Annotated in this window: 23 protein-coding genes; 11 read left to right on the top strand and 12 right to left on the bottom strand. The window is 63.8% G+C overall.

The window, feature by feature from the left end; genetic code table 11:
- Positions 1-109 precede the first annotated feature (109 nt).
- The gene (locus E4T66_RS20225; RefSeq protein ID WP_136851755.1) at positions 110-1,444 is read left to right on the top strand and encodes an esterase/lipase family protein; all 1,335 of its coding nucleotides are present in this window, start codon (positions 110-112) and stop codon (positions 1,442-1,444) included.
- A gap of 39 nt (positions 1,445-1,483) precedes the next feature.
- Here the strand turns inward: E4T66_RS20225 and E4T66_RS20230 are convergent, their stop codons facing one another.
- Entirely contained in the window at positions 1,484-1,858 is a 375-nt protein-coding gene (locus E4T66_RS20230) for a PaaI family thioesterase (protein ID WP_136851757.1), read from the bottom strand.
- Between the two features lie 74 nt (positions 1,859-1,932).
- Here E4T66_RS20230 and E4T66_RS20235 point away from each other — a divergent pair, with 74 nt between their 5' ends.
- The 3 genes from E4T66_RS20235 to E4T66_RS20245 all read left to right on the top strand — a co-directional run bounded on the left by E4T66_RS20235 (position 1,933) and on the right by E4T66_RS20245 (position 4,194).
- Positions 1,933-2,409, top strand: coding sequence for a MarR family winged helix-turn-helix transcriptional regulator (locus E4T66_RS20235; RefSeq protein ID WP_136851758.1), 477 nt, complete (start codon positions 1,933-1,935; stop codon positions 2,407-2,409).
- Positions 2,410-2,490: 81 nt separating this feature from the next.
- A complete protein-coding gene (locus E4T66_RS20240; RefSeq protein WP_136851760.1) occupies positions 2,491-3,003 on the top strand; it encodes a PaaI family thioesterase in 513 nt (170 codons plus the stop codon).
- Positions 3,004-3,036: 33 nt separating this feature from the next.
- Entirely contained in the window at positions 3,037-4,194 is a 1,158-nt protein-coding gene (locus E4T66_RS20245; RefSeq protein WP_136851763.1) for a thiolase family protein, read from the top strand.
- Between the two features lie 90 nt (positions 4,195-4,284).
- On the opposite strand, the gene E4T66_RS20250 is transcribed toward E4T66_RS20245, so the two are convergent.
- Positions 4,285-5,349 carry an AraC family transcriptional regulator gene (locus E4T66_RS20250; RefSeq protein WP_169577749.1) on the bottom strand — a complete coding sequence of 355 codons (1,065 nt, stop codon included), beginning with the start codon at positions 5,347-5,349 and terminating at the stop codon, positions 4,285-4,287.
- Between the two features lie 106 nt (positions 5,350-5,455).
- Here E4T66_RS20250 and E4T66_RS20255 point away from each other — a divergent pair, with 106 nt between their 5' ends.
- Positions 5,456-6,895, top strand: a complete 1,440-nt coding sequence (locus E4T66_RS20255; RefSeq protein ID WP_136851768.1) for a flavin-containing monooxygenase — start codon at positions 5,456-5,458, stop codon at positions 6,893-6,895.
- A complete protein-coding gene (locus E4T66_RS20260; protein ID WP_136851770.1) occupies positions 6,892-7,731 on the top strand; it encodes an SDR family NAD(P)-dependent oxidoreductase in 840 nt (279 codons plus the stop codon). Before E4T66_RS20255 ends, E4T66_RS20260 begins: the two co-directional genes overlap by 4 nt.
- A gap of 32 nt (positions 7,732-7,763) precedes the next feature.
- Here E4T66_RS20260 and E4T66_RS20265 read toward each other — a convergent pair whose 3' ends face one another.
- The 3 genes from E4T66_RS20265 to E4T66_RS20275 all read right to left on the bottom strand — a co-directional run bounded on the left by E4T66_RS20265 (position 7,764) and on the right by E4T66_RS20275 (position 10,138).
- A complete protein-coding gene (locus E4T66_RS20265; RefSeq protein ID WP_136851772.1) occupies positions 7,764-8,009 on the bottom strand; it encodes a hypothetical protein in 246 nt (81 codons plus the stop codon).
- A gap of 135 nt (positions 8,010-8,144) precedes the next feature.
- Positions 8,145-8,702, bottom strand: a complete 558-nt coding sequence (locus tag E4T66_RS20270) for a DUF3228 family protein (RefSeq protein ID WP_136851774.1) — start codon at positions 8,700-8,702, stop codon at positions 8,145-8,147.
- A 104-nt stretch (positions 8,703-8,806) separates the two neighbouring features.
- Positions 8,807-10,138: a GGDEF domain-containing protein gene (locus E4T66_RS20275; RefSeq protein ID WP_169577750.1), complete on the bottom strand. Its 1,332-nt coding sequence runs from the start codon at positions 10,136-10,138 to the stop codon at positions 8,807-8,809.
- A 376-nt stretch (positions 10,139-10,514) separates the two neighbouring features.
- Here E4T66_RS20275 and E4T66_RS20280 point away from each other — a divergent pair, with 376 nt between their 5' ends.
- A complete protein-coding gene (locus E4T66_RS20280) occupies positions 10,515-11,438 on the top strand; it encodes an ABC transporter ATP-binding protein (protein ID WP_136851778.1) in 924 nt (307 codons plus the stop codon).
- Between the two features lie 10 nt (positions 11,439-11,448).
- Positions 11,449-12,210 (top strand): ABC transporter permease, encoded by a 762-nt coding sequence (locus tag E4T66_RS20285; RefSeq protein ID WP_136851826.1) that lies wholly within the window; start codon positions 11,449-11,451, stop codon positions 12,208-12,210.
- Between the two features lie 60 nt (positions 12,211-12,270).
- On the opposite strand, the gene cysK is transcribed toward E4T66_RS20285, so the two are convergent.
- The gene (gene cysK / locus E4T66_RS20290) at positions 12,271-13,317 is read right to left on the bottom strand and encodes a cysteine synthase A (protein WP_136851780.1); all 1,047 of its coding nucleotides are present in this window, start codon (positions 13,315-13,317) and stop codon (positions 12,271-12,273) included.
- 123 nt (positions 13,318-13,440) lie between these two features.
- Positions 13,441-14,460: an AraC family transcriptional regulator gene (locus tag E4T66_RS20295; protein ID WP_136851782.1), complete on the bottom strand. Its 1,020-nt coding sequence runs from the start codon at positions 14,458-14,460 to the stop codon at positions 13,441-13,443.
- A 164-nt stretch (positions 14,461-14,624) separates the two neighbouring features.
- Here E4T66_RS20295 and E4T66_RS20300 point away from each other — a divergent pair, with 164 nt between their 5' ends.
- Positions 14,625-16,172, top strand: coding sequence for a flavin-containing monooxygenase (locus E4T66_RS20300; RefSeq protein ID WP_136851784.1), 1,548 nt, complete (start codon positions 14,625-14,627; stop codon positions 16,170-16,172).
- 57 nt (positions 16,173-16,229) lie between these two features.
- On the opposite strand, the gene arsS is transcribed toward E4T66_RS20300, so the two are convergent.
- From arsS to E4T66_RS20320, 4 genes are all read right to left on the bottom strand, one after another.
- Complete coding sequence (gene arsS / locus E4T66_RS20305; RefSeq protein ID WP_136851786.1) at positions 16,230-17,234, bottom strand: arsenosugar biosynthesis radical SAM (seleno)protein ArsS; 1,005 nt, start codon at positions 17,232-17,234, stop codon at positions 16,230-16,232.
- 7 nt (positions 17,235-17,241) lie between these two features.
- Complete coding sequence (locus tag E4T66_RS20310) at positions 17,242-18,297, bottom strand: methyltransferase domain-containing protein (RefSeq protein WP_136851788.1); 1,056 nt, start codon at positions 18,295-18,297, stop codon at positions 17,242-17,244.
- A 10-nt stretch (positions 18,298-18,307) separates the two neighbouring features.
- Positions 18,308-19,408 (bottom strand): inorganic phosphate transporter, encoded by a 1,101-nt coding sequence (locus E4T66_RS20315; protein WP_136851789.1) that lies wholly within the window; start codon positions 19,406-19,408, stop codon positions 18,308-18,310.
- A gap of 135 nt (positions 19,409-19,543) precedes the next feature.
- Positions 19,544-19,879 (bottom strand): arsenosugar biosynthesis-associated peroxidase-like protein, encoded by a 336-nt coding sequence (locus E4T66_RS20320; RefSeq protein WP_136851791.1) that lies wholly within the window; start codon positions 19,877-19,879, stop codon positions 19,544-19,546.
- 90 nt (positions 19,880-19,969) lie between these two features.
- Here E4T66_RS20320 and rimO point away from each other — a divergent pair, with 90 nt between their 5' ends.
- Together rimO and truD are read left to right on the top strand one after the other, a co-directional pair.
- Positions 19,970-21,337: a 30S ribosomal protein S12 methylthiotransferase RimO gene (gene rimO / locus E4T66_RS20325; RefSeq protein WP_136851793.1), complete on the top strand. Its 1,368-nt coding sequence runs from the start codon at positions 19,970-19,972 to the stop codon at positions 21,335-21,337.
- Entirely contained in the window at positions 21,334-22,341 is a 1,008-nt protein-coding gene (gene truD, locus E4T66_RS20330) for a tRNA pseudouridine(13) synthase TruD (RefSeq protein ID WP_136851795.1), read from the top strand. Before rimO ends, truD begins: the two co-directional genes overlap by 4 nt.
- On the opposite strand, the gene E4T66_RS20335 is transcribed toward truD, so the two are convergent.
- Entirely contained in the window at positions 22,338-22,568 is a 231-nt protein-coding gene (locus E4T66_RS20335) for a hypothetical protein (protein WP_136851797.1), read from the bottom strand. The two genes, truD and E4T66_RS20335, sit on opposite strands and share 4 nt — an antisense overlap.
- Positions 22,569-22,804 lie beyond the last annotated feature (236 nt).

Consider the following 22,804-nt stretch of genomic DNA (forward strand, 5'->3'; position numbering starts at 1 on the left):
CTCCGCAGTACGCAATACCGCTCTGTTGTCGCCCCTGATCGATCAGCGTATCGTCGTTTTCGCCGCTGCGGCTGCCCCGCTGGGGCTGAATGAAACAGGGAGGATCTCCATGCTGGTGATCATTCATGGCTGGAGCGATACGCACAGCTCGTTTCGTACACTGGGTCGACGGCTGGTTTCCGAAGGCATCGCCGACGATGTCGCGCACGTACGCCTGGGCGACTACATCTCGCTGGACGACGCCGTCACCTTCAACGATATTGCCCATGCGCTGAACGCCGCCTGGGCACGTGCGTCGCTGCCCACCCAGCCACGCAGTGTCGACGTCGTCGTGCATAGCACCGGCGGTCTGGTGATCCGGCACTGGATGACCGAGTTCTTCAAACCCTCGACCAATCCGATCCGGCGGCTGCTGATGCTTGCGCCAGCCAATTTCGGCTCACCGCTGGCGCACAAGGGGCGGTCATTTGCCGGTCGTATCATCAAGGGCTTCAAGTCCGACAAACCGTTCCAGACCGGCACGCACATCCTGAAGGGACTCGAGCTGGCCAGTCCGTATTCCTGGGAGCTGGCGCAGCGCGACCGTTTTTCCAGCGACGTCTGGTACGGCCCCGGACGCGTGCTATGCACGGTGCTGGTCGGAACATCGGGCTATAGCGGCATCTCGGCAGCAGCCAACGAAGCGGGCACCGACGGCACCGTGCGGGTGTCGACCGCGAATCTCGACCCGCTTCTGCTGCGCCTGGATTTCGCGGCAAATCCAGAGACGCCAACGCGCAAGCTTCAAGCCGCCAATGGTGCGATCGCATTCGCTCGCGTTCCGCACGAGAATCACAGCACCATTGCGCTGAAAGAGAACGGCCCGAAGAACGACGTCACGATGGACTTCATCCGGCGCGCGCTGCAGATCACCGATGCGCAGTTCCCGCAACTGATCGCGGATCTGGACGCACATTCACAGAAGGCACGAGAACAAGGCGCAGACAAGCCGTTCACGCAGGGCTACCAGAACACCGTGGTGCGCTTGTCCGACAACTACGGCGCCTTCGTCAAAGACTTTTTCCTGGAGGTGTTCAGCACCAGGCCGGGCACCGACAAGGTCGACGATGCCCTCACGCGCAAGATCCAGGAGGACGTGCTGACCAAGGTGCATGCGTATGGCGACAACTCGGCCTATCGCAGTCTGCTGTTCAACACCACGGTGCTGCTGGAAGCCGTCACGCGTCAGCGTCGTTCGCTGAGTCTCAGCGTCACCGCAGAACCCGACATCCGCCTCACCCGCAGCGCGGGCTACCGGACTTTCGGCTACAACGACATCGGCAATGCTGATCTCACGGTGTCGCACCAGCGCAGTCTTTTTGTGCCGGATCGCACGGTGCTGATCGATCTGGTGATCCGGCGCGAACAAATGCCCGAAGTATTCGAGATGCGGCCGTTGAAGTAAGCATGCACGCGGCTCAACGAACCGCACTGCGACCAGCGATCATTGAGACGGTACGTGGCTGGTCGTGACATCGGCCAGAACCTTGCTGGCAGTGCCCAGCACCTGGGTGCGCACGACGCTCACGCTGCGTCCCTTCTTGACGAACCGCGCGACCGCGCGCAGTGACCCCTCGCGCTGATTGCCGACGAGGTTGGCATTGAGATTGATTGCCAGCGGGAATCCCTTCATGCCTTCGGTCGCCTGATCCTTGCCGAGCGCCAGCATCGTCGCGGCAACGTCGGCGAACCAAAGCATCGCACCGGCGTGCACTGTCCCGAACGGATTCCGGATGCCGTCCGTCACCGGCATCTCGGCCACGACCTCGTCGTCGCTGCGCTCGATGATGGTGAATTCAATCGTGCCCTGCACTTTCATGACCGCTCCTGGGTGGTTCCGGCGGCGACGCGCCGGGTCTTGCAATTCTGAATGTGTAGATACACACTTTGCAAATGAGTCCATCGTCGACATCGCTGCGGGACCAGGTCCTGGCCATGGGCAGCAGCTGCTATGCGCTGCAGGCGCGCCGCACTGCCAACCAGCTGGCACGCACTTACAACCGTGCGCTGGCGCACCTGAATATCGAGGTTGCGCAGTTCTCGACGCTGTGCGTGATCGCGGCCGAAAAGGCGCTGTCGGTCAGCGACATGGCGGCACACCTCGGCATTGAGCGCTCGACGCTGGTGCGCAATCTGAAAATCCTTGAGCGCGATGAACTGATCCGGCAGTCCGGACGCGAGGGCCGCCGAATCCAGTATCAGATCACCGCCAAGGGTTCACGCTTGTTGAACAGGGCACTACCGGTCTGGCATCAGCTTCAGAACGAACTCGGCACGGCGATGGGCGGCGTCAACGGCGAACCGCACCGGGCACTGCGCGCACTCCGCGACGCGGCCCGGCATGCCACTGCCGCTGCGTCTGAAGACTGAAACCCACCCTAAAGGCGATTGATTTACACGACCCAATTTTTCATTCTCAACTGTGTATCTACAACATAAAGGAGTCGCGCGATGAACGATATGAGCCACGGCAATCCCCCTGCCCCGAAAACCGGCATCGTCGACCCGGCGATTGCCACCAGCATGTCCGGCCTGGCCTTCATGCATAAGCTGATGAATGAAGAACTCCCGGCACCACCGTTCTCGTTGACCGCCGATGTCTGGCCGGTTGAAGTCGAGGACGGCCGCGTGGTGTTCGAGGGGCGGCCGTCGGAGCGCTTCTACAATCCGATGGGCACGATCCACGGTGGCTGGCTGTCGACCCTGCTCGACTCGGCAATGGGTTGCGCCATCCACTCGCATCTGCCGCCGGGGGCCGGCTACACCACGGTCGAGATGAAGGTGAACTTTGTCCGGCCCGCATTTGCGCACACCGGCCCGCTGCGCTGCGAGGCGAGCCTGATGCATTACGGCGGACGCATCGCCACCTCGGAGGGCCGCATCATTGACGGCAAGGGCCGGCTGATCGCGCACGGCACCGAAACCTGCATGCTGCTGGACACGACGCGCGCTGCGCACGCCTAGTTCGTTTGCGCTGACATTTCACTGGAGCATCCCATGATCGACGCTGTCATTGCCGGCTATGTCCGCACCCCGTTTCACTTCGCGCGCAAGGGCCGACTCGTCGGCGTGCGCCCCGACGACCTTGCCGCCATCGCGATCCGCGCGCTGGTCGATCGCGCCGACATCGATCCGGCACTGATCGAGGATGTGCTGCTCGGCTGCGCCTACCCCGAGGCCGAACAGGGCAGCAACATCGCGCGACTGGCCACGCTGCTCGCCGGACTCCCCCAGTCTGTTGGCGGCGCGACGATGAACCGCTTCTGCGGATCGTCGATGACCGCCATCCACACCGCCGCGGGACAGATCGCGCTTGGCGCCGGCGAGGCATTCATCTGCGGCGGCGTGGAATCAATGACGCGCGTGCCGCAGGGTGGATTCAATCACTCGCCGAATCCACGCTTCAGGACGCGCGATGGCGGCGACGCCGAGATCATGACTGAGGCGTACATCCCGATGGGCGAGACTGCCGAGAACGTCGCCGAGCGCTACCAGGTGGCGCGCGCGGATCAGGAGCAGCTGGCATTCGAGTCGCAGCAGAAGGCGGCCGCCGCACAAGCCTCTGGAAAGCTGAAGGACGAGATCGTCGCAGTGCCCACGGCGGACGGTCTGGTCGATGTCGACGGTTGTCTGCGTCCGCAGACGACGCTGGATGGACTCGCCGCGCTCAAGCCCGCGTTTCGCCCGGACGGCACGGTGACGGCGGGCACGGCCTCTCCACTGACCGACGGCGCCTCGGCGGTGCTGGTGTGTTCATCCGCGTTCGCAGCGCGTCATCGTCTGCCGGTGCTGGCGCGGATCAAGTCACTTGCGGTGGCCGGCTGCGAGCCGGAGATCATGGGCATCGGCCCGGCGCCGGCAACGCGCAAGGCGCTGGCGCGCGCGGGGCTAACGATCGATGACATCGACATCGTCGAGATCAACGAAGCTTTCGGCAGTCAGGCCGTAGCCTGCCTGCGCGAGCTGGAGATCCCACGACACAAGGTCAATCTCGACGGTGGCGCGATTGCGATCGGCCATCCGCTCGGCGCCACCGGTGCGCGCATCACCGGCAAGGCCGCGCAATTGCTGAAGCGTGAAGGCAAGCGCTACGCGCTGGCGACGCAATGCATCGGCGGCGGCCAGGGTGTGGCAACGATTCTCGAAGCGGTCTGAACCGGCGACGCCGGCAACCCTTGCAAGCAACTCACCCGCGCATCTCGGGACGCCCCGCAACACGGGGCGCTTCAAGATGCCGCACAGTCCTCAGTGCATGCGTGCAAGGCCGGCGCGGTACACACGCGGCGTCTCGCCGGTCCAGCGCTTGAAGGCGCGGCGGAATTCCCGCCCGTCGCTGTACCCCAGCTCCGCGGCGACCGTGGCGACGCTGACGCGCGCATCCATGAGGAGCTGCTGGGCGCGTTCCGCACGCAGCTGGTCGTGCAGCTCGCGAAAGCTCATGCCTTCCGCGGACAGACGCCGGCGCAGAGTGCGCTCGGTCATGTGCAGCGCCGCGGCCGCCGCCGTGGCGCTGGGCTGCTGGCCCAGACGCGCGCGCAACCAGCGTTCCAGCGACACCAGCATCTCGCTGGCGCTGCGCACGGATTCGGCCTGCGCCCGACAGACGCGCAGTGCCTCGGTCAAGGTCACCGGGTTGTAGGTCGGCAGCTCCTGATCGAGCAGCCGGGCACGAATCCACAGGCGGTTCTCGCCGGCCGAGAAACGCAGCGGGCAACCGAACTGCGCTTCATACGCGGCCCGATAGCGCGGTTCCGGATAACTCAGTTCCAGCAGCAGCAACTGATGCCTGGGGCCCAGCATCGCACGACTGACGTTGGCCACACTGGCAAAGGCTTCCTCGCACAGGAACGGCAGCAGCTCGGGTTCCGGGAAGCGCTCGCGCGCAACCAGCGCGATCTCGTCGCCGCGGGGCTGCAGCTCGATGTCGAGCAGGCTGCCGGAGATCTGGTGGTATTCCATCCCGGTCCGCACAGCATCGCCGAAGGTGCGGCAGGACAACATCGCAAATCCGAGCATCCCGAACGACGACAGGGACTCGCGCCCGCCCAGCGCCAGACCGACGCCGACATCGCCGAACTCCCGCACGGCGCGCCGGATGATCGTCATCGCCTGTCGGTAGGACACGTGCTGGCCCGGCTCGTGACTCTGCGCCACGCTCAGACCGGTGCCGGCAAACCAGACTTCCGGATCCACGCCCTGCGCCTGACCGTAGTCCGCCAGCATTGCCAGCAGAATCGTCGGGATCACCGCCGCGCGATAGCGCTGGATGTCGATACGACGCATCAGGGTGTCGGCGTTGCGCTGGGCCATGGGCCTCATGTTGTCCGTTTTGCCCCCCATCTTGCCGCAGTCGCCCTCCCCGTGCGAGCCCGGCTTTGCCAGCATAGGGCTCCCGTGACTTCGATCGAGGCTTTTCATGTCCGCTGACAGCGCCGCTGTTGCATCCAATCCGCCGTCGCAGTCCACCGTCGACCGCAGCGATCTGGTCTGCATCGTCGGCGCCGGACCGGCCGGCCTGTCGATCGCGCGCGCGCTGAAGCGCCTGCATATTCCCTATGAGCAGTTCGAGCGCCACAGCGACGTCGGCGGCATCTGGGACCCGAGCAATCCCGGCAGCCCGATGTACCAGTCCGCGCACTTCATCTCCTCGCGCAACACGTCGGGCTTCTATGACTTCCCAATGCCGCGCGAGTATCCGGACTACCCGTCCAACCGCCAGATTCTCGATTACTCGCGCCGCTTCGCACGTACATTCGGCCTGTATGACGCGATCCAGTTCAACACCGCGATCGAGCACGTCGAGCAGCAGGGCGACGCCTGGCTGGTCACGCTCGGAGGGGGCGAGACGCGGCGCTATCGCGCGCTGGTCTGCGCCACCGGCGTCAACTGGAGCCCGCGCCTGCCGCGCCATCCCGGCGACTTCAATGGCGAGATCCGCCATTCGGTCAGCTACTTCTCGCCGGACGAGTTCCGCGGCAAACGCGTCCTGATCATCGGCGCCGGCAACTCCGGCGCGGACATTGCCTGCGACGCCGCCGCCCATGCCGACGCCGCATTCATCAGCCTGCGTCGCGGCTATCACTTCATTCCCAAGCACATCTTCGGCGTGCCGGCCGACGAGTTCGGTGAAAAGGGACCGCAGATGCCGATGTGGCTGGAGCGTCCGCTGTTCACCGCGCTGCTGAAGATGGTCGTCGGCGACGTCACCCGCTGGGGCCTGCCCAAACCGGATCACAAGCTGTTCGAGTCACATCCACTGCTGAACACGCAGCTGCTGCACTACCTGCAGCACGGCGACATCCAGGCCAAGGGCGAGGTCGAGCGCTACGACGGCGACGATGTGGTGTTCAAGGACGGCTCGCGGGAAAGGATCGATCTGGTGCTGTACGCCACCGGCTATGACATGAAGATCCCCTACGTGCCCGAGGACTACTTCGACTGGGCCGGTGGCCGCCCGCAGATGTACCTGACCGCGTTCAACCGCAAGCACCACAACCTGTTCGGGCTCGGCTACCTGGAAATCAACAGCAGCGCCTACACGCTGTTCGACCGCATCTCGCACATGGTCGCGCACTACCTCGACGACCAGCGCCGCAATCCGCAACGCGCGGCCGCGTTCGACCAGCTGATCCGCGACGATCACCCGGTCCTGTCCGGTCCGCTGAAGATGGTCGACTCCGACCGGCACAAGGGCTATCTCGACGCCGCCACCTACAAACGCCACATCGAGAAACTGCGCCAGAAGATGGGGTGGCCGGAGCTGAAGCCCGGCTTCTACGATGCGATCCAGGTCAGCACCGGTGACGCGCCCGCCGCCACCGCACCTGCGAGCCCGATCGGAGAGAAAGCGGCATGAGCCAGACCCGCACCCCACCGGTGGCCGTCGTCACCGGCGCCGCCGGCGCCATCGGCACGGAAATCTGCCAGCGCCTGCAGGCCCGCGGCTACGCCATCGTTGCCGCCGACCTCAGCGAGGCCGGCCTCGCAGCCCTGCAGGGCAAACTGGCGCAGCCGCTGAGCTGCGTGGCTGGCGATCTGTCCGATCCGCAGACCGCGGAGCGCATCCGCAGCACGCTGGATACGCGGCATGGCCGCTGCGACGTGCTGATCAATAACGCCGGCATGGTCATCACCGATCCGTTCGAGACGATGACGACCGCGCGGGTGCGCCGCGAGGTGGACGTCAACCTACTGGCGCCGATGCTGCTGACGCACGCGCTGTTTCCGTTGCTGCAGGCAGCGCGCGGTCAGGTCATCAGCGTGGTCTCGCTGGGCTCGATGCTGCCGCTGGCCGAAAGCCCCGGTTACGCCGCGTCCAAGTTCGGACTGCGCGGCTTCATGCTGAGTCTGGCGCTGCGCACACCCAGAAATGGCGTGCGCATCAGCACCGTCAATCCGGCCGGCGTCAACACGCCGATGCTGCATTACGAAGCGCGTACCGGGGGCTCGCCACTGAATTTCCTCGGTACGCCACTGGAACCCGAACAGGTCGCCGAACGCGTGATCAAGCAGCTGCACAAGCCGAAGATCGAGAACGATATCTCCGCATCCGACGGCTGGCTGATCCGCATCGCAATGCTGTTCCCCAACTTCTACGCCAAGGTGCTGCCGTTGCTGGTGTCGATGGGTGAGAAGGGGCGACTCAAGTTTCTGCAGAAGCATGGGCTGACGCAGGAGAAGCCTTCCTCCTGAGTCATTCAGTTACCCGAACGATCGCATTGAAATCATTGTTCGCAATGTCCGAGGTCGCCGGATTCCGGAGTCCGCTTGGCGCCCCGATGGTTCATGTTCCTGAACTCGGCCTCGAGATTCTCCAGAATCTCGGCAGTTGCCAAGCGGCGCTGACGCTCGTCTACCAGTATCGCCGCCCAAGGCGCATTCAGAACAAAAAGCCAGATCAGCAAATCAGGCGAAGGGGGCAACCAATACATCAGCGCAATGACCCCAACCCCATAAAGCAGAGCGAGCATGCCTCAGTGGGCATCGGAAAACGACCTGTCCATTCGGACAGCTATTGAACCGCTGCCGTCAGATCCATTCCGGATAGATCGCCCCGGCTGGTCGTCACCCCATGTGATGGCGTAACGACGATCCCTGGAACAAGATCACTCCCGCCAGTTCGCATGCGCCTGCCAGAACGCGACACTGCGCCGATAGGCGTCGCGATCCAGCGGCACGCCGGAGCCGCCTTCCTCAACGCCCAACGCGTTGCGCAGCATCGTGATCGGCGCCATTGGGATTTCCTCCGGCTCGGCGGTGGCCATACAGCCGACGATGCCCCAGTCGGCGTCGATCGGCGAGCCTTCTTTGGCCAGCTGTTCGCGACTGTAGAGAATCACGATCAGATAGCTCGCGCGTGGGGGGCTGATGCCCTCGAACCAACGCACCAGCACGGGCAGCTCCCTGTCGTTTCGGGCCTCGTAAGCGGAGCGCAGCAAATGCTGGTTCTCTGGCGTGATCGGCGCGGTCACGCAGCGCGTCAAGGTCCAGTTGGCATGCACATGCAACTTGCAGAACGGCGCGTAGCCGTCGAGCACCTTCAGCGGTGGATGCCCATTGAGGTACTGCTCGAATGCTTCCGGCGTGATGCCATCAATGGCGTTGCGGCGACCGGAACGCGGGAACAGGCGAGTGCGGGCAAACGGGGTCAGGACGATGGACACGATGCAGATCAATTGGGGCGGTGGCGCAACAATAATGGATCGTCATCCGGGCGTCAGTGTCCGGCCCGCCACTGCCGCGATACACGCCTTGCGGCTGCCAGACCTCAGGCGGCGACCACGCGATCGCGACCATCCTGCTTGGCGCGGTAGAGCCGAAGGTCTGCAGCTCTCATCAATGTTGCTATCGAATCGCCGTCGGGTCCCAGGCAGGCCACACCGATACTGACACTGACGTCGATGGGCATGCCTTCAGCGCTCGAAGGGTGCATTTCACGCGCAGCTTCGACCAGCCGCTGGGCCACCGCAGTGGCTTCCTCGATTCCGGTATTCGGCATGAGCACCGCAAACTCTTCACCACCGATACGCCCAAAGATATCGACGGTGCGCAAATGAACAATGGACATCTCTACAAAACGCTGCAGCACAATGTCACCGGCATCATGTCCATGGCGATCATTGATCTCCTTGAAGTGATCCAGATCGAGCACCATCAGTGACAGTGGCGCATGCGTGCGTTTTGCGCGCTCCAGCTCATACTCGGCACGCTCCATGAACTCGCGTCGGTTGACTGCGCCAGTGAGCGAGTCGGTACGCGCCAGCACTTCCAGTCGAGCATTGGCCATTTTCAACTGATTGGCTGTCAGCTCAGCGCTGGCTTTTGCCGCGCGCAGATACTCCATCAGTTGTTCCTGACTGAATACCCCGGAAAACGAGCCCGTGGTATGAAATGCCTGAAGCACGCCATAGCCGAGCATGAGGAAGCCTGCCGCAAACACCGCGTGGGCGTACCACCACAGGTGCGTCCACGGCGATGCATACACAAAGGTAACCGACGATGTCGCAAACCCGACCAGTGCGAATGCATACAGTCGCATCAGCGGCGAATGTCTGGGACGCAGCAGCAGCATGATGAGCGCAGTTGCGGTGGCCGCAAGCGCGGAGTATTCAAGCACCAGACGCAGTATCGGCATCTTGTCCGCATGCCGTGTCGAAGCCCATGCCAGCATCAGATCAATCAACAGAAAGACAGCAGCGGATTTCCACCAGCGCAGACGGTCATCCTTGTGGTCAACCGCGGCCGGCTGGTCATAGCCGATCAATCCGCGCAGCAACAGCACTGACATCACCAGCCGGGATGCCGGCCCATAGATCAGAAACAAGGCCGTGTGATCATGCGACAGGCGCGTGAAGACGCCGTGCGGGGCATACACCAGTGTCTCGCCGATCAGCGCTAACGCCAGCCATCCGACAAACACCTCGCCGCTCGATCGGTAACAGCGCACCGCCACATAGGCAACGAAGGCACTGCAGAGCAGCGACACCGTGATGGCAACCTCGTGTACCGCGTGATTCCTGAACAGCAGCCCTCCGGAGCCGACAGCTCGAAGGTAGTACGCGCCGACAGCAGGAACCAGCGCGGCAGAGAACAGAAGCACGCGCTGGAATCCCCTTACGAATTTAACTGCGCTTACGGTCATGAAAGCATCATCGAAAGGCCGCAGACGGATTTCCGAGCCTTACTCACAGTAAGGCCCCCGCCGGAAGCGTCGAGGAGACGGGCGAGCAGCGGTGGGAACAGGCAAACCAACGGCAACTGCCAAGTGCGCCCGGGATAAATTATCGACACGCACCCCGGGGCCTGCCCGATCCCTCCGGCACCACAATACCACGGTAATTCCGCCGGTCGGAGTGTTTCGAGTCTCGATGCGGTTCAGCCGGTCGCACCGGTGCCAGCACGTGACGAACGAGCGCCGCACGGGACACGAACTCTTACAATAGCTGCCCCTTTACCGCGAACCTGGATGCGCCGACGTGCAGCCGATCATCTCCGTCCAAGCTCTGAACAAGGTCTATGCATCCGGATTTCAGGCGTTGAAGAACATCGACCTGGATATCCGCCGCGGTGAAATCTTCGCGCTGCTGGGGCCGAATGGTGCCGGCAAAACCACGCTGATCAGCGTGATCTGCGGCATCGTCAATCCCAGCAGCGGCACGGTACTGGCCAACGGCCACAACGTCGTCACCGAGTTCCGCGCCGCACGCAGCGCGATCGGTCTGGTGCCGCAGGAAATCTCGACCGACGCGTTCGAAACGGTGTGGGCAACGGTTAACTTCAGCCGCGGCCTGTTCGGCAAGCCGCGCGATCACGCCTATGTCGAGAAGGTGCTGCGCGACCTGTCACTGTGGGACAAGCGCAACTCCAAGATCCTGACCCTGTCCGGCGGCATGAAGCGCCGCGTAATGATCGCCAAGGCGCTGTCGCACGAACCGACGATCCTGTTTCTTGACGAGCCCACGGCCGGCGTCGACGTCGAGTTGCGCCGTGACATGTGGGAAATGGTGCGTGGCCTGCGCGAGCGCGGCGTGACGATCATCCTGACCACGCATTACATCGAGGAAGCCGAGGAGATGGCCGATCGCATCGGCGTCATCAACAAGGGCGAGATCGTGCTGGTCGATGAGAAGAACGCGCTGATGGAAAAACTCGGCAAGAAGCAGCTGACCCTGCAGCTGCAGAAGCCGCTGGAGCAGATCCCCGCCGAGCTGGCCGGCCATCCGCTGGAACTGTCCGCCGACGGCCTGACCCTGACCTACACCTTCGATGCGCAGTCGGAGCAGACCGGCATCGCGCCGCTGCTGCGTCAACTCAATACGCACGACATCGACTTCAAGAGCCTGCAGTCCAGCGAGAGCTCGCTGGAAGACATCTTCGTCAGCCTCGTGCATTCCGAGTGAGCCCATGTCTCTGAACATTCATGCCATCCGCGCGATCTATCATTTCGAGATGGCGCGCGCGTTCCGCACGCTGATGCAGAGCATCGCCTCGCCGGTGCTGTCGACCTCGCTGTACTTCGTCGTGTTCGGCGCCGCGATCGGCTCGCGCATGGGCGAGATTGACGGCGTCAGCTATGGCGCCTTCATCATTCCCGGGTTGATCATGCTGTCGCTGCTGTCCGAGAGCATTTCCAACGCCTCGTTCGGCATCTACTTTCCGAAGTTCGCCGGCACCATCTACGAAGTGCTGTCGGCGCCGGTGTCGGCGGTCGAGGTGGTGATCGGTTATGTCGGCGCCGCGGCGAGCAAATCAATCCTGCTCGGGGTGCTGATCCTGGCCACCGCGCGTCTGTTCGTCGACTATCACATCGAGCATCCGATCTGGATGCTCGCGTTCCTGGTACTGACCGCGGTCACGTTCAGCCTGTTCGGCTTCATCATCGGCATCTGGGCCGACGGCTTCGAGAAGCTGCAGATCATCCCGCTGATGGTGATCACGCCGCTGACTTTTCTTGGCGGCAGCTTCTACTCGATCGCCATGCTGCCGCCGATATGGCAGAAGATCGCACTGGCCAATCCGGTGGTGTATCTGATCAGCGGCTTCCGCTGGAGCTTCTACGGCGTATCCGACGTCAGCGTTGGCATCAGCCTCGGCATGATCATGCTGTTCCTGGCGATCTGTCTGGGCATCGTCTGGTGGATCTTCCGCAGCGGCTACCGCCTGCGCGCCTGAATCGAGAGCGCCGCAGCCCTGAGGACTGCGGCGCCGTGTGCACCCCGGATCAATCTCGAACTAGCTGAATCGATACCCCGGCGTCGAGGCGGAAATCGCCAGTTCCGCATCGTTCATCTCCGGTGCGATGTCCGCGAACAGCGGGGTGCTCAGATAACGCTCGCCGGTATCCGGCAGCATGCACAGGATCGTTGAACCGGGCGCAGCACTGGCCGCCACCTGCAGGGCACCGGCAAAAGTCGCGCCTGAACTGATGCCGACGAAGATGCCTTCCTTCTGCGCCAGCTCGCGACTCCAGCGCATTGCATCCGGATTGGCGATGGTCACGATGCGATCGATCACGCCACTCTCGACGGCGTCCTGGGTGATCTTGGGCACGAAGTCCGGACTCCAGCCCTGCATCGGGTGCGGCTTCCACGCCGGATGCGTCGCCGCCGGCGAGCCGTCGGCATTGCGTTGCTGCGCCTGCCCGCCGGTCAGCATCGCGGCTTCAGCCGGTTCGGCGACGACGATCTTGGTGTCCGGACGCTCCTTGGCCAGGACGCGCGCAACCCCGCGCAGCGTGCCGCCGGTACCAAAGCCGGTGACCCAGTAGTCGAGCCGCTTGCCGGCAAAGGCCTCAACGATCTCGCGCGCGGTGGTGCGCGAATGCATGTCCGGATTGGATTCGTTCTCGAACTGGCGTGTCATGAACCAGCCATGCGCCTCGGCCAGCTCCTTGGCCTTGTTGACCATGCCGGTGCCCTTCTCTGCTGCCGGCGTCAGCACCACCTTGGCGCCGAGAAAGCGCATCAGGCGCCGACGCTCGACGCTGAAGGTTTCGGCCATCGTCACCACCAGCGGATAGCCTTTCTGCGCGCAGACCATGGCCAGGCCGATGCCGGTATTGCCGCTGGTGGCCTCGACCACGGTCATGCCGGGCTTCAGGGCACCACTCTTCTCGGCGTCCTCGATCGCGCCCAGCGCGAGCCGGTCCTTGACCGAGCCCAGCGGATTGAACGCTTCGACCTTGACGAACAGGTCGACGCCTTCCGGTGCCAGCCGATTGATGCGAACAACCGGCGTGTTGCCGATGGTCTGGAGAATGTTGTCGTAGATGCGCGCCATGGTTCTGTCTCCGTGTTCCTGCGGACGAGGGCGGCAGCATAACGCCGCTTTCACGCTCACTGACACCCGGCGCACACAAATGGAATGTCCTTATGCTGCAGCGCCACGCCGCGCCCTGCCGGCCTAACGCTCCGGCGTGCCGCGTGAATTGCGGTAGGCCATCGGCGTGGTGGCCGACCAGCGCTGAAAGGCATGGATGAATGCGGCCGGCTCCGAGTAGCCCAGACGCTCGGCAATGGTTTCGACGTTCAGATCGGTCGTGCGCAGCAGATCGCGCGCCTTGGCGTAGCGCACGCCGCCGAGCAGATCGCGAAAGCTTTCGCCCTCTTCGCCGAGCCGCCGGCGCATCGCACGTTCGGACAGGCCGAAGAATCGAGCCACCTCGGCGGCATCGGGGAAGCGCTCGTTGAACAGCTCCAGATAGCGCCCCACCTGCTGCCCCAGACCCTCGAGCTCGCTCTGATAACTCTGCAGCTGCTGATCACATTGCCGACGGTAGACCGCGTGCGCCACCGGGTCGGCCGTTGGAAAGCGGATGTCGAGCAGTTCATTGCGCACCCAGAATCGGGCCTGATCGCGCCCGAACCGCACCGTGCAGCCGTAGTGCGCTTCATACACGCCCACGTCATCCGGGCGCGCATATGGAATATCCACACGATCGGGACGAATCCCTGTGCCCAGGGTGGCCTGCAGATCGTTGATCAGCTTGAAGGTGCCGGACATCTCGGTGTCGACCCGGAACCGCAGTACCCGAGGGTCCAGCGGCGGCGGCGCCAGACTCAGGGTGCTGTCCTGCTCGCCACGCTGATAGCTCAAGGTGCAGTACAGATAGGTCAGCGCCTGATAGCGGATGCCTTCCTCGATCGCATGCAGGGTGTCATTGCAGGTCATCAGCAGCATCGTCAGCGGGCCATAGCCGGCGAAGCCCATGAAGCGCCCGACATGCAGCCCGGCGGCCGGATCACGCAAGTGCTCGGCCACTTCGGTATACAGCCGCAGCTCCTGGGTGCGATCGATCCGCGCATTGGGATCGAGTGCCTCCAGATCGATACCGTGCCGCGCCAGTACCGGCACCGGGTCCTCGCCGAGCTTTTGCAGCCCCTGCATCGTGTACATCAAACCCAGGATCGATCGGCTGGTCATGGTCTCCACCACAGCACTGCAGGCGGCTCTGCGGCCGGTATACGGTCAAAACTATCAATTGCCGCGCAGCGCGGACATTGAGCGGGGTCAATGCCGCGCCTAGATTCACCAGCACACGCTGCGGTCCTTGCGTGATACCAAAACATGGATTGGAGGATGTACTGATGGCAGCTGACGGCAGCACTGCGCTCCCCACCCTGCACACCGACGTCGCAATCGTCGGTGCGGGTTTCGGCGGGCTCTGCATGGGCATCAAACTGCTCGAAGCAGGCAAGACCGACTTCGTCATTCTGGAAAAGGCCGACGAGGTTGGCGGCACCTGGCGTGACAACTCGTATCCCGGCGCCGCCTGCGACGTGCAGTCGCACATGTACTCGTATTCATTCGCGCCCAAGGCTGACTGGAGCATGCGCTATCCGGGCTGGCGCGAGATCCAGGACTACATCCTCGACGTCACCGACCGCTACAAGCTACGGCCTTACATCCGCTTCGGCATGGCGGTGACCGGCGCCGAGTTCCTGCAGGACGAGGGGCGCTGGCGCCTGTCGACCAGCACCGGGCAGACCATCATCGCGCGTCACTGGGTGCTCGCGTCCGGCCCGCTGCATGTGCCGCAGATTCCGAAGATCCCCGGCATGGAACGCTTCAAGGGCAAGATGTTCCACTCCGCGCAGTGGGACCACAGCTACGACGTCACCGGCAAGAACGTGGTTTCAATCGGCACCGGCGGCAGCGCGATCCAGTACGTCCCTGAGATCGCGCCGAAAGTGAAGCAGCTCACCGTGTTCCAGCGCACACCGGCCTGGGTCATCCCGCGGGATACGCGGGCCTATCCGGAGCTGGCCAAGAAACTGTTCGGACGCTTTGACTGGCTGCGCAAGCTGCATCGTGCACGCCTGTACTGGAGCAACGAATCCCGCGTCTGGCCAATCTTCAATCCGCCGCTGGCGCGCGCGCTGCAGAAACTGGTGCTGCTGTTCCTGAAGAAGCAGGTGCACGACCCTGAAGTCCGTCGCAAGCTGACGCCGAACTACACGATCGGCTGCAAGCGTGTGCTGATCTCCAACGTCTATTACCCGACGTTCAATCGCAAGAACGTGGAACTGGTGACCGACGGCATCCGCGAGATCCGCGAGCACAGCATCGTCACGCAGGATGGCGTGGAACGCCCGGCCGATTGCATCGTCCTGGGCACTGGCTTCGTCGTCGACCCGCGCATCTACATGAAGGACTTCAAGCTGACCGGACGCGATGGCCACACGCTGGGCGAAGACTGGAAGCGTGCGCCGGAGGCCTACATGGGCGTGACCGTCAACGGCTATCCGAACATGTTCCAGCTGGTCGGTCCGAACACCGCGCTGGGCCACAACTCGATCATCTTCATGATCGAAGCGCAGGTCCGTTACATCCTCGACTGCATGGCGCAGCTCGACCAGCGTGGCGCCAGCTATGTCGACGTCAAGCCCGAAGTGCAGCGCGCGTTCAACGACAAGGTCCAGGCCAACCTCAAGCACGGCGTCTGGAGCACCGGCTGCCAGAGCTGGTACCAGACCGCGGACGGCGTCAACTTCACGATCTGGCCGTGGTCGACCTGGCGCTACTGGCTGCAGACACGCCACGTCAAACCGGAAGACTACGAGTGGGTCATGCCTACCGCGAGCCCGGCCGCCAAGGCACGCAAGACCGCGAAACGGACTGCAGCGAAAGCCTGAAAGCACTCCGCTGCACAGGCTGGGGCTTTTTCGCCCCAGCCTGTCGCGGCGCCCTCTTCAGGCGGTGGCGCCCCCACAGGAGGAGCCGGCGCCCGCCGTGCAGCCGAAGCAGTGATCTTCAAAGCGGATGCGGCGTTGCATCAGCGCGTCGTAGTCGAATTCGAAGATCGTTGAACGCGGCCGCACCGTCATGCCCAGCTGCTGATTGAAGTCACAGTCGAACAGCGCGCCGGTGTGATCGACGCTGATCAGGTTGCGGCACATCACGCCGGACGCAGCGGCCGGATTGAATGCGGCCAGCAGCTTGTCCATGTACGCCGCGTACTGTCCGCTCTTCTGCAAATGCAGCTTGAAGCGGTGAATCGGCATGTTGGTGATCGTGAACAGACCGTTGAAGTGCAGGCCGAATTCCTGCTGCAGATGCTTCTTATATTCCGCTTCGAGTTCGGACTGCGCCGCCGGCAGGTATGGACCCACCGGGTTGTAGACCAGATTGAAGATCAGCCCGCTACCGTCGATGCCATACCCCACCGCATTCAGCCGCTGCATCGCTTCGATGCTCTTCTTGAACACGCCGCCGCCGCGCTGCGCATCGGTGAAGTACTGCTGGTAGTACGGCAGCGAGGAAATCACCTCGACCTTGTGTTGCGCGAAGAATGCGGGCAGATGATCCATCGCGCGCTTGCTGACCGGATGGCCGTCCAGTTGCACGGTCAGGTTGTGACGCACCATCACGTGCCGGCCCAAGGCGGTTGCCTGCGCCACCAGGAATTCAAAATCCGGATGCAGCTCAGGGGCACCGCCGGTGATATCCAGCGCCCCGATCTGCGGATGCGCTTCGAGCACACGCAGGCACTGCTCGATGGTCTCGCGCGTCATCGCCTCGGTCCGCGCCGGCGACGCATCAACGTGACAATGCCGGCACGCCTGATTGCATAGCTTGGTGACGTTGAGCTGGAGGATGTCGATCGACTGCGGCGTCAGATTGAGTCCGGCCGTCTCCAGCGCTGCATCAAAGTCATAAGCGCGGATCGTGGCGTTACCGTCGGCAGGTGCGTTCATCGTGATCTCAGCAGCAGGCGCCAGCCGGCTTGTCGCCACGGTCCAGCGCCGGGGGCGCGCAATCGAACAGACCGAAATGCGTCGCCTGGTTGCCGTCAATCTGGAAATGCGCGCCGTAGCGCGTCGCGGTCAGCATGTCGGCGGTATTGCCGCAGACCAGCATCGGCCGCCCGGTCTCCAGCCGATGATGGTCGTCCAGCTCGAAGACGTGCGGATGATCGGGAATCGTGCCGAGATAGCGTGCGACCTGACCGTAGTCCTCGCAGCGGTCTTCCAGCGCCAACTTGAATGCCCGCACCGTCAGCGAACGGAACTGGATATTGCCGAGCTTCTCGGCGATCTGCGGATTCAGCACGGCAATCGGCGCACTGCCGCAGGTGCGCACGTCCAGACAGCCGACCTGCGCCATCAAGCGACGAAAGTCCTCGACATACATCGCTCCGCCCAGGCATTCGCCCAGCAATACCGGATCGCGCGTCAACGGCACTGGCACGCGGCGATCGGAAAACACATCGGAGAAATACAGCTCGCCGCCGGGCTTGAGCACACGGAAGATCTCGCGGAAGACCTGCGGCTTGTCCGGCGACAGGTTGAGCACGCAGTTCGAGACGACCACATCGACGCTGTTGTCAGCAATGCCGGCACCCGCCAGATCCTCGATAAAACCGTGGCGGAAGTCGACGTTGGCATAGCCGAACTTGTCCGCGTGCCATCCCAGATGGCGGCGTGCGACCGCCAGCTGCGCCTCGGTCATGTCGACACCGATCACGCGCCCCTCGGCACCGACCAGGCGCGACATCAGATAGGCGTCGCGCCCGCTGCCGCAGCCGAGGTCGAGCACGGTGGCGCCCGCCAGCGCTGGCGGGATCGGCGAGCCGCAGCCGTAGAAGCGATCCTTGACCTCGTCATGGATGTCCGCGAGCAGGCGCGACAGATGCCGCGGCATCGCCTCAGCGGTGCAACACGCGCTGGTCTGCAGATCTGCGGTGGATTTCAGCACCTCCCCGTAATAGTCACGGACCTTGGCGGTGACATCGGCGGCGGCAGATTGATCGTCGTCCATCTATTTTTTCCTAACTGAAGTTCAGACTCAGGCGCATGAACAGCATACCCAGCAGCGCGGCCATCGGCAGCGTGATGATCCACGCCATGACGATGCCGGAAATCGTGCGCCAGCGCGCCTGCCCGGTCACAGCGCCGATGCCGAACAAGGCTCCACAGGACACATGCGTGGTCGACAGCGGCAACCCCAGCGGCGACGCCGCCAGCACCAGGGCACTGGTCACGAGATTGGCCGACAGGCCCTGCCCCGGATTCATCGCGGTGATTTTCTGCGACATCGTCGCCGCCACACGCCGCGCGCCGAGCAGGCCACCTGCGGCGATGACAACACCGATGACTGGAAACGCTGCGTTCAAGGGCATGAACGGCGCCACCAGCAGGGTCACCGCGACGATCTTCGGCGTGTCATTGAGACCGCGGGCAAAGCTGACCACGCCTGCGGACAGATAGTGCAGCCCATCGATCAGTCGCTGCGCCGGCATGCCCATCACGTGGCCGGCGTACTGCTGTCGGCATTCGGCTTGATCGGCAACGCTGACGCGCAGCTGGCTGGTTGCCGTGCCGTCAACCTGCGGCACCCAGACGTCGCCGACGCACACACAGGTCTGGCTGCTCACACCCATCGCCGTGCGTAAGGCGCGCAAGGCCGGGTACAGCACCACGGCGGCAACTACGGCAAGCACCGGCCCTACCGCCAGCGGCAGAAAGATCGAGCGGCCGGCGCGCGCCCAGTCGATCACCGAGTCCGGCGCCGCGAACGCGGCCCCGAGCAGACCACCCGCCAGCGCATGCGTGGTCGAAATCGGCAAGCCGAAGCGCGTCGCCAGCAAGACCGTCGCGGCGCAGGCCGCACACACCGCCAGCGGGTAGCCCACCATCTGCAAGGTTTGCGCGCTGACAAATTGCTTGCCGCTGAAGGTCGCGAGCAGCTGCGTTGACGCCAGCACTGCAACCAGCGAGCCCAGCAGGGTCATGCCGGTGGCCCAGTTCAGGGCCTTGCGATAGTCCGACACGCCGCTGCCGAACAGGGTGGCGACACCCTTGAAGTTGTCATTGGCACCGTTGGCGTAAGCCAGCATGAACACGCAAAGCAAGGCGATCGCAACGGCCATGGCGAACAGACTCCGGCGGATCAGTGGGCGACCGCACGCTGCGGCACGCACGGGATGATACGGGGCACCGTATCCATCCGATGCACTTTCAGTCCGGCATTTGTGTTCGATCGTACACAGACGGCGGATTCCGGCTCACATCACCAGCTTGTCCAGGTGATTGTTCATCTGCACCGCATGCACCATCGTGATTCCGGCTTTCATGGCCGCCGCCACGTGCACGGCTTCGGTCATCTGCTCCGGATTGGCCCCGGCTTCCAGACACGCCGTGGTGTAAGCGTCGATGCAGTACGGGCACCGCTCGGAATGCGCCACCGCCAGCGCGATCAACGACTTTTCGCGCTTGGTCAGCGCGCCGTCCGTGCCGGTAACAGCGCCGTAGTACTTGAAGAACTGGTCGGCCAGGGACTTGGCGTGGCGGCCGATATCCCCGAATTTCTTCAGATCGTCGGACTCGAAATAGTGGCTCATCGGGCGCTCCAGGGTGGGGGTCAGGCGTCATTGCCGGTTGAGGCAAACGCTACACTATGCGCCCTCCACCGCACAGCATCCGCCAGCCCTATGGCCGCCGAGCCCACCGCCAGCACCCAGCCGCCCAAGTCCGCAGAACCGCCCAAAGTCGGCTTCGTCTCGCTGGGCTGCCCCAAGGCCCTGGTCGACTCCGAGCGCATCCTCACGCAGCTGCGCGCCGAAGGCTACGAAACCGTGCCCAGCTACGACGAAGCCAATGTCGTCGTGGTCAACACCTGCGGCTTCATCGACGCCGCGGTCGAGGAATCGCTGGATGCGATCGGCGAGGCGATGGCTGAGAACGGCAAGGTCATCGTCACCGGCTGCCTGGGCACCGGCCCCAAGAGCCATATCGTGCGCGAGAAGTTTCCCGATCTGCTGTCGATCAGCGGACCGCAGGACTTCACCAGCGTGATGAATGCGGTGCATCTGGCGGCGCCACCGGCGCACGATCCGTTCCTGGACCTGCTGCCGCCCCAGGGCGTCAAACTGACGCCGCGACACTATGCCTATCTGAAGATTTCCGAAGGCTGCAATCACCATTGCAGCTTCTGCATCATTCCGTCGATGCGCGGCAAGCTGCGCTCGCGCCCGGTCGGAGAGGTCCTGCTCGAAGCCGAGAAGCTGGTCAAGGCCGGCGTGCAGGAACTGCTGGTGATCTCGCAGGACACCTCGGCCTACGGCGCCGATCTGCGCTATGCCAAGAGCCAGTGGCGCGATCGCGAATACGAAACCCGGATGCTCGACCTGTGCCGCGGTCTCGGCGAGCTCGGCGCCTGGGTCCGCCTGCACTACGTCTACCCGTACCCGCACGTTGACCAGGTGATTCCGCTGATGGCCGAAGGCAAGGTGCTGCCGTACCTCGATATCCCGTTCCAGCACGCCTCCCCCAGCGTACTCAAGGCGATGAAGCGCCCTGCAGCGGCAGAGAACACGCTGGAACGGCTGGCCGCGTGGCGTGCGATCTGCCCGGACCTGACCGTGCGCAGTACCTTCATCGTCGGCTTCCCGGGGGAAACCGAACAGGACTTCGAACTGCTGCTGGACTGGCTCGAACAGGCACAGCTCGACCGCGTGGGCTGCTTCAAGTACTCGCCGGTTGAAGGCGCCGACGCCAATGCCCTGCCCGGCGCGGTACCGGAAGAGGTCAAGGAAGAACGCCACCAGCGCTTCATGGAAAAGCAGGCGGAGATCAGCTACGCCAAGCTGCAGCGCAAGATCGGTCAGACCATCGAAGTGCTGGTCGACGAGATCGACGAAGACGGCGTGATCGCACGCTCCTGGGCCGATGCGCCGGAGATCGACGGCCGCGTGTATGTCGAAGGGATTGCCAGACCGCTGCCGGGACAGCGCATCCGGGTCGAAGTGACCGACGCTGACGACTACGACCTTTTCGCAAAGCTCGCAGCCGGCGCATGAGCACACTGCCCTATGCCTACGGCGGCCCCCCGCTGCAGGCGAGCCTGCGCAGCACGCCGGAAGACTTCATCGTCGATGAATTGCAGAGCATTGCGCCCGATGGCGACGGCGATCATGCCTGGCTGCTGGTGCGCAAACGCGGCGCCAACACCGACTGGGTTGCCAAGGAGCTGGCGCGCTTCGCCGGCGTCAATCCGGTAGACGTCGGCTACGCCGGACTCAAGGACCGCGACGCTGTGACCACGCAGGTGTTCACCGTGCATCTGCCAGGACGCCCGGATCCCGACTGGTCGGCTTTCCCGCACGAAGGCGTCGAAGTACTGGAACAGCATCGCCATCGGCGCAAGCTCAAGCGCGGCGCACTGCTGGGCAATCGCTTCACCCTGCATCTGCGCAACGTTCAGGGCGACACGGCCGCGGCCGAACAGCGCCTGCAGGCCATCGCCACACGCGGCGTACCCAACTACTTCGGCGATCAGCGCTTCGGTCTGGGCGGCGCCAATGTCGCGCGTGCCGAAGCGATGTTTGCCGGCAAGCGCGTCGATCGCAACACGCGCTCGATGCTGCTGTCGGCCGTGCGCTCGCAGCTGTTCAATCTGGTGCTGGCTGAACGCGTGCGGCAGCACAACTGGGACCAGGCGCTGGACGGCGAAGTCTGGTCGCTTTCGGGCTCACGCTCGTGGTTCGGGCCTGAGGCTTATTCGGAAGCGCTGGCCGAGCGCCTCGCCAGCGGCGACATTCATCCCTCGGGCCCGCTGTGGGGCCGCGGCAGCCTGCCGACGACCGGCGTGGCACTCGAACTGGAGCAGCACGCACTGCAGGAATGCGACGCGCTGAAGTCAGGCCTGGAACGCGCCGGCCTCGATCAGGACCGCCGCGCGCTGCGGCTGTTTTCGCAGAATCTGCAATGGCAATGGCCGGAGCCTGACGTGCTGAAGGTGCAATTCCAGCTTCCGCCTGGAACCTACGCCACGGTGCTGATGCGCGAGCTGGCCGCCGGTTAGCCGGACGTGAAGGCGCCGAGATACCGCAGGAACTCGAATACGGCGAAGACCATCAGCAGAACGCCACCGAGAAGAAACGGCACGCGATTGCTCTTGATCCACTGATAGAACTCGTCGTGGCCGCTCTTGTCCTTGAAGACGCCGGCGTCGACCAGAATGATGTACACGCCGATCAGAAACGGCAGGGCCGCATAGACCAACGCGCCGATCAGATGATTCTCATGCATGGCGATCCTCAATGGGGACGGACCGGATGTGGTGCGCCAACAGGGCGGCACCGCGCCCGATCGCCTGCTTTGTCACACGATCGGTTGCGGCACGCCACCTTCTTGTCCTGAAGCTTACGCCTTCCGCACGCCACCGCGGCAGCCGCCCCGCGGTTGCAGATGACCGCTGGAACGGCCAGTGGCGGCTGCGAATGACGGCTGCGAAACCGGGCGACAGAGCGGCCCCAGTCCGCCAC

It is taken from the genome of Sinimarinibacterium arenosum, from assembly GCF_005047655.1.
Classification (GTDB): Bacteria; Pseudomonadota; Gammaproteobacteria; order Nevskiales; family Nevskiaceae; genus Solimonas.

Excerpts from the sequence above, each read along its gene's own strand:
- E4T66_RS20225 (WP_136851755.1), top strand. The coding sequence starts at position 110 with ATGCTGGTGATCATTCATGGCTGGAGCGATACGCACAGCTCGTTTCGT.
- E4T66_RS20230 (WP_136851757.1), bottom strand. The coding sequence starts at position 1,858 with ATGAAAGTGCAGGGCACGATTGAATTCACCATCATCGAGCGCAGCGAC.
- E4T66_RS20235 (WP_136851758.1), top strand. The coding sequence starts at position 1,933 with ATGAGTCCATCGTCGACATCGCTGCGGGACCAGGTCCTGGCCATGGGC.
- E4T66_RS20240 (WP_136851760.1), top strand. The coding sequence starts at position 2,491 with ATGAACGATATGAGCCACGGCAATCCCCCTGCCCCGAAAACCGGCATC.
- E4T66_RS20245 (WP_136851763.1), top strand. The coding sequence starts at position 3,037 with ATGATCGACGCTGTCATTGCCGGCTATGTCCGCACCCCGTTTCACTTC.
- E4T66_RS20250 (WP_169577749.1), bottom strand. The coding sequence starts at position 5,349 with ATGGCCCAGCGCAACGCCGACACCCTGATGCGTCGTATCGACATCCAG.
- E4T66_RS20255 (WP_136851768.1), top strand. The coding sequence starts at position 5,456 with ATGTCCGCTGACAGCGCCGCTGTTGCATCCAATCCGCCGTCGCAGTCC.
- E4T66_RS20260 (WP_136851770.1), top strand. The coding sequence starts at position 6,892 with ATGAGCCAGACCCGCACCCCACCGGTGGCCGTCGTCACCGGCGCCGCC.
- E4T66_RS20265 (WP_136851772.1), bottom strand. The coding sequence starts at position 8,009 with ATGCTCGCTCTGCTTTATGGGGTTGGGGTCATTGCGCTGATGTATTGG.
- cysK (WP_136851780.1), bottom strand. The coding sequence starts at position 13,317 with ATGGCGCGCATCTACGACAACATTCTCCAGACCATCGGCAACACGCCG.
- E4T66_RS20295 (WP_136851782.1), bottom strand. The coding sequence starts at position 14,460 with ATGACCAGCCGATCGATCCTGGGTTTGATGTACACGATGCAGGGGCTG.
- E4T66_RS20300 (WP_136851784.1), top strand. The coding sequence starts at position 14,625 with ATGGCAGCTGACGGCAGCACTGCGCTCCCCACCCTGCACACCGACGTC.
- arsS (WP_136851786.1), bottom strand. The coding sequence starts at position 17,234 with ATGAACGCACCTGCCGACGGTAACGCCACGATCCGCGCTTATGACTTT.
- E4T66_RS20310 (WP_136851788.1), bottom strand. The coding sequence starts at position 18,297 with ATGGACGACGATCAATCTGCCGCCGCCGATGTCACCGCCAAGGTCCGT.
- E4T66_RS20315 (WP_136851789.1), bottom strand. The coding sequence starts at position 19,408 with ATGGCCGTTGCGATCGCCTTGCTTTGCGTGTTCATGCTGGCTTACGCC.
- E4T66_RS20320 (WP_136851791.1), bottom strand. The coding sequence starts at position 19,879 with ATGAGCCACTATTTCGAGTCCGACGATCTGAAGAAATTCGGGGATATC.
- rimO (WP_136851793.1), top strand. The coding sequence starts at position 19,970 with ATGGCCGCCGAGCCCACCGCCAGCACCCAGCCGCCCAAGTCCGCAGAA.
- truD (WP_136851795.1), top strand. The coding sequence starts at position 21,334 with ATGAGCACACTGCCCTATGCCTACGGCGGCCCCCCGCTGCAGGCGAGC.
- E4T66_RS20335 (WP_136851797.1), bottom strand. The coding sequence starts at position 22,568 with ATGCATGAGAATCATCTGATCGGCGCGTTGGTCTATGCGGCCCTGCCG.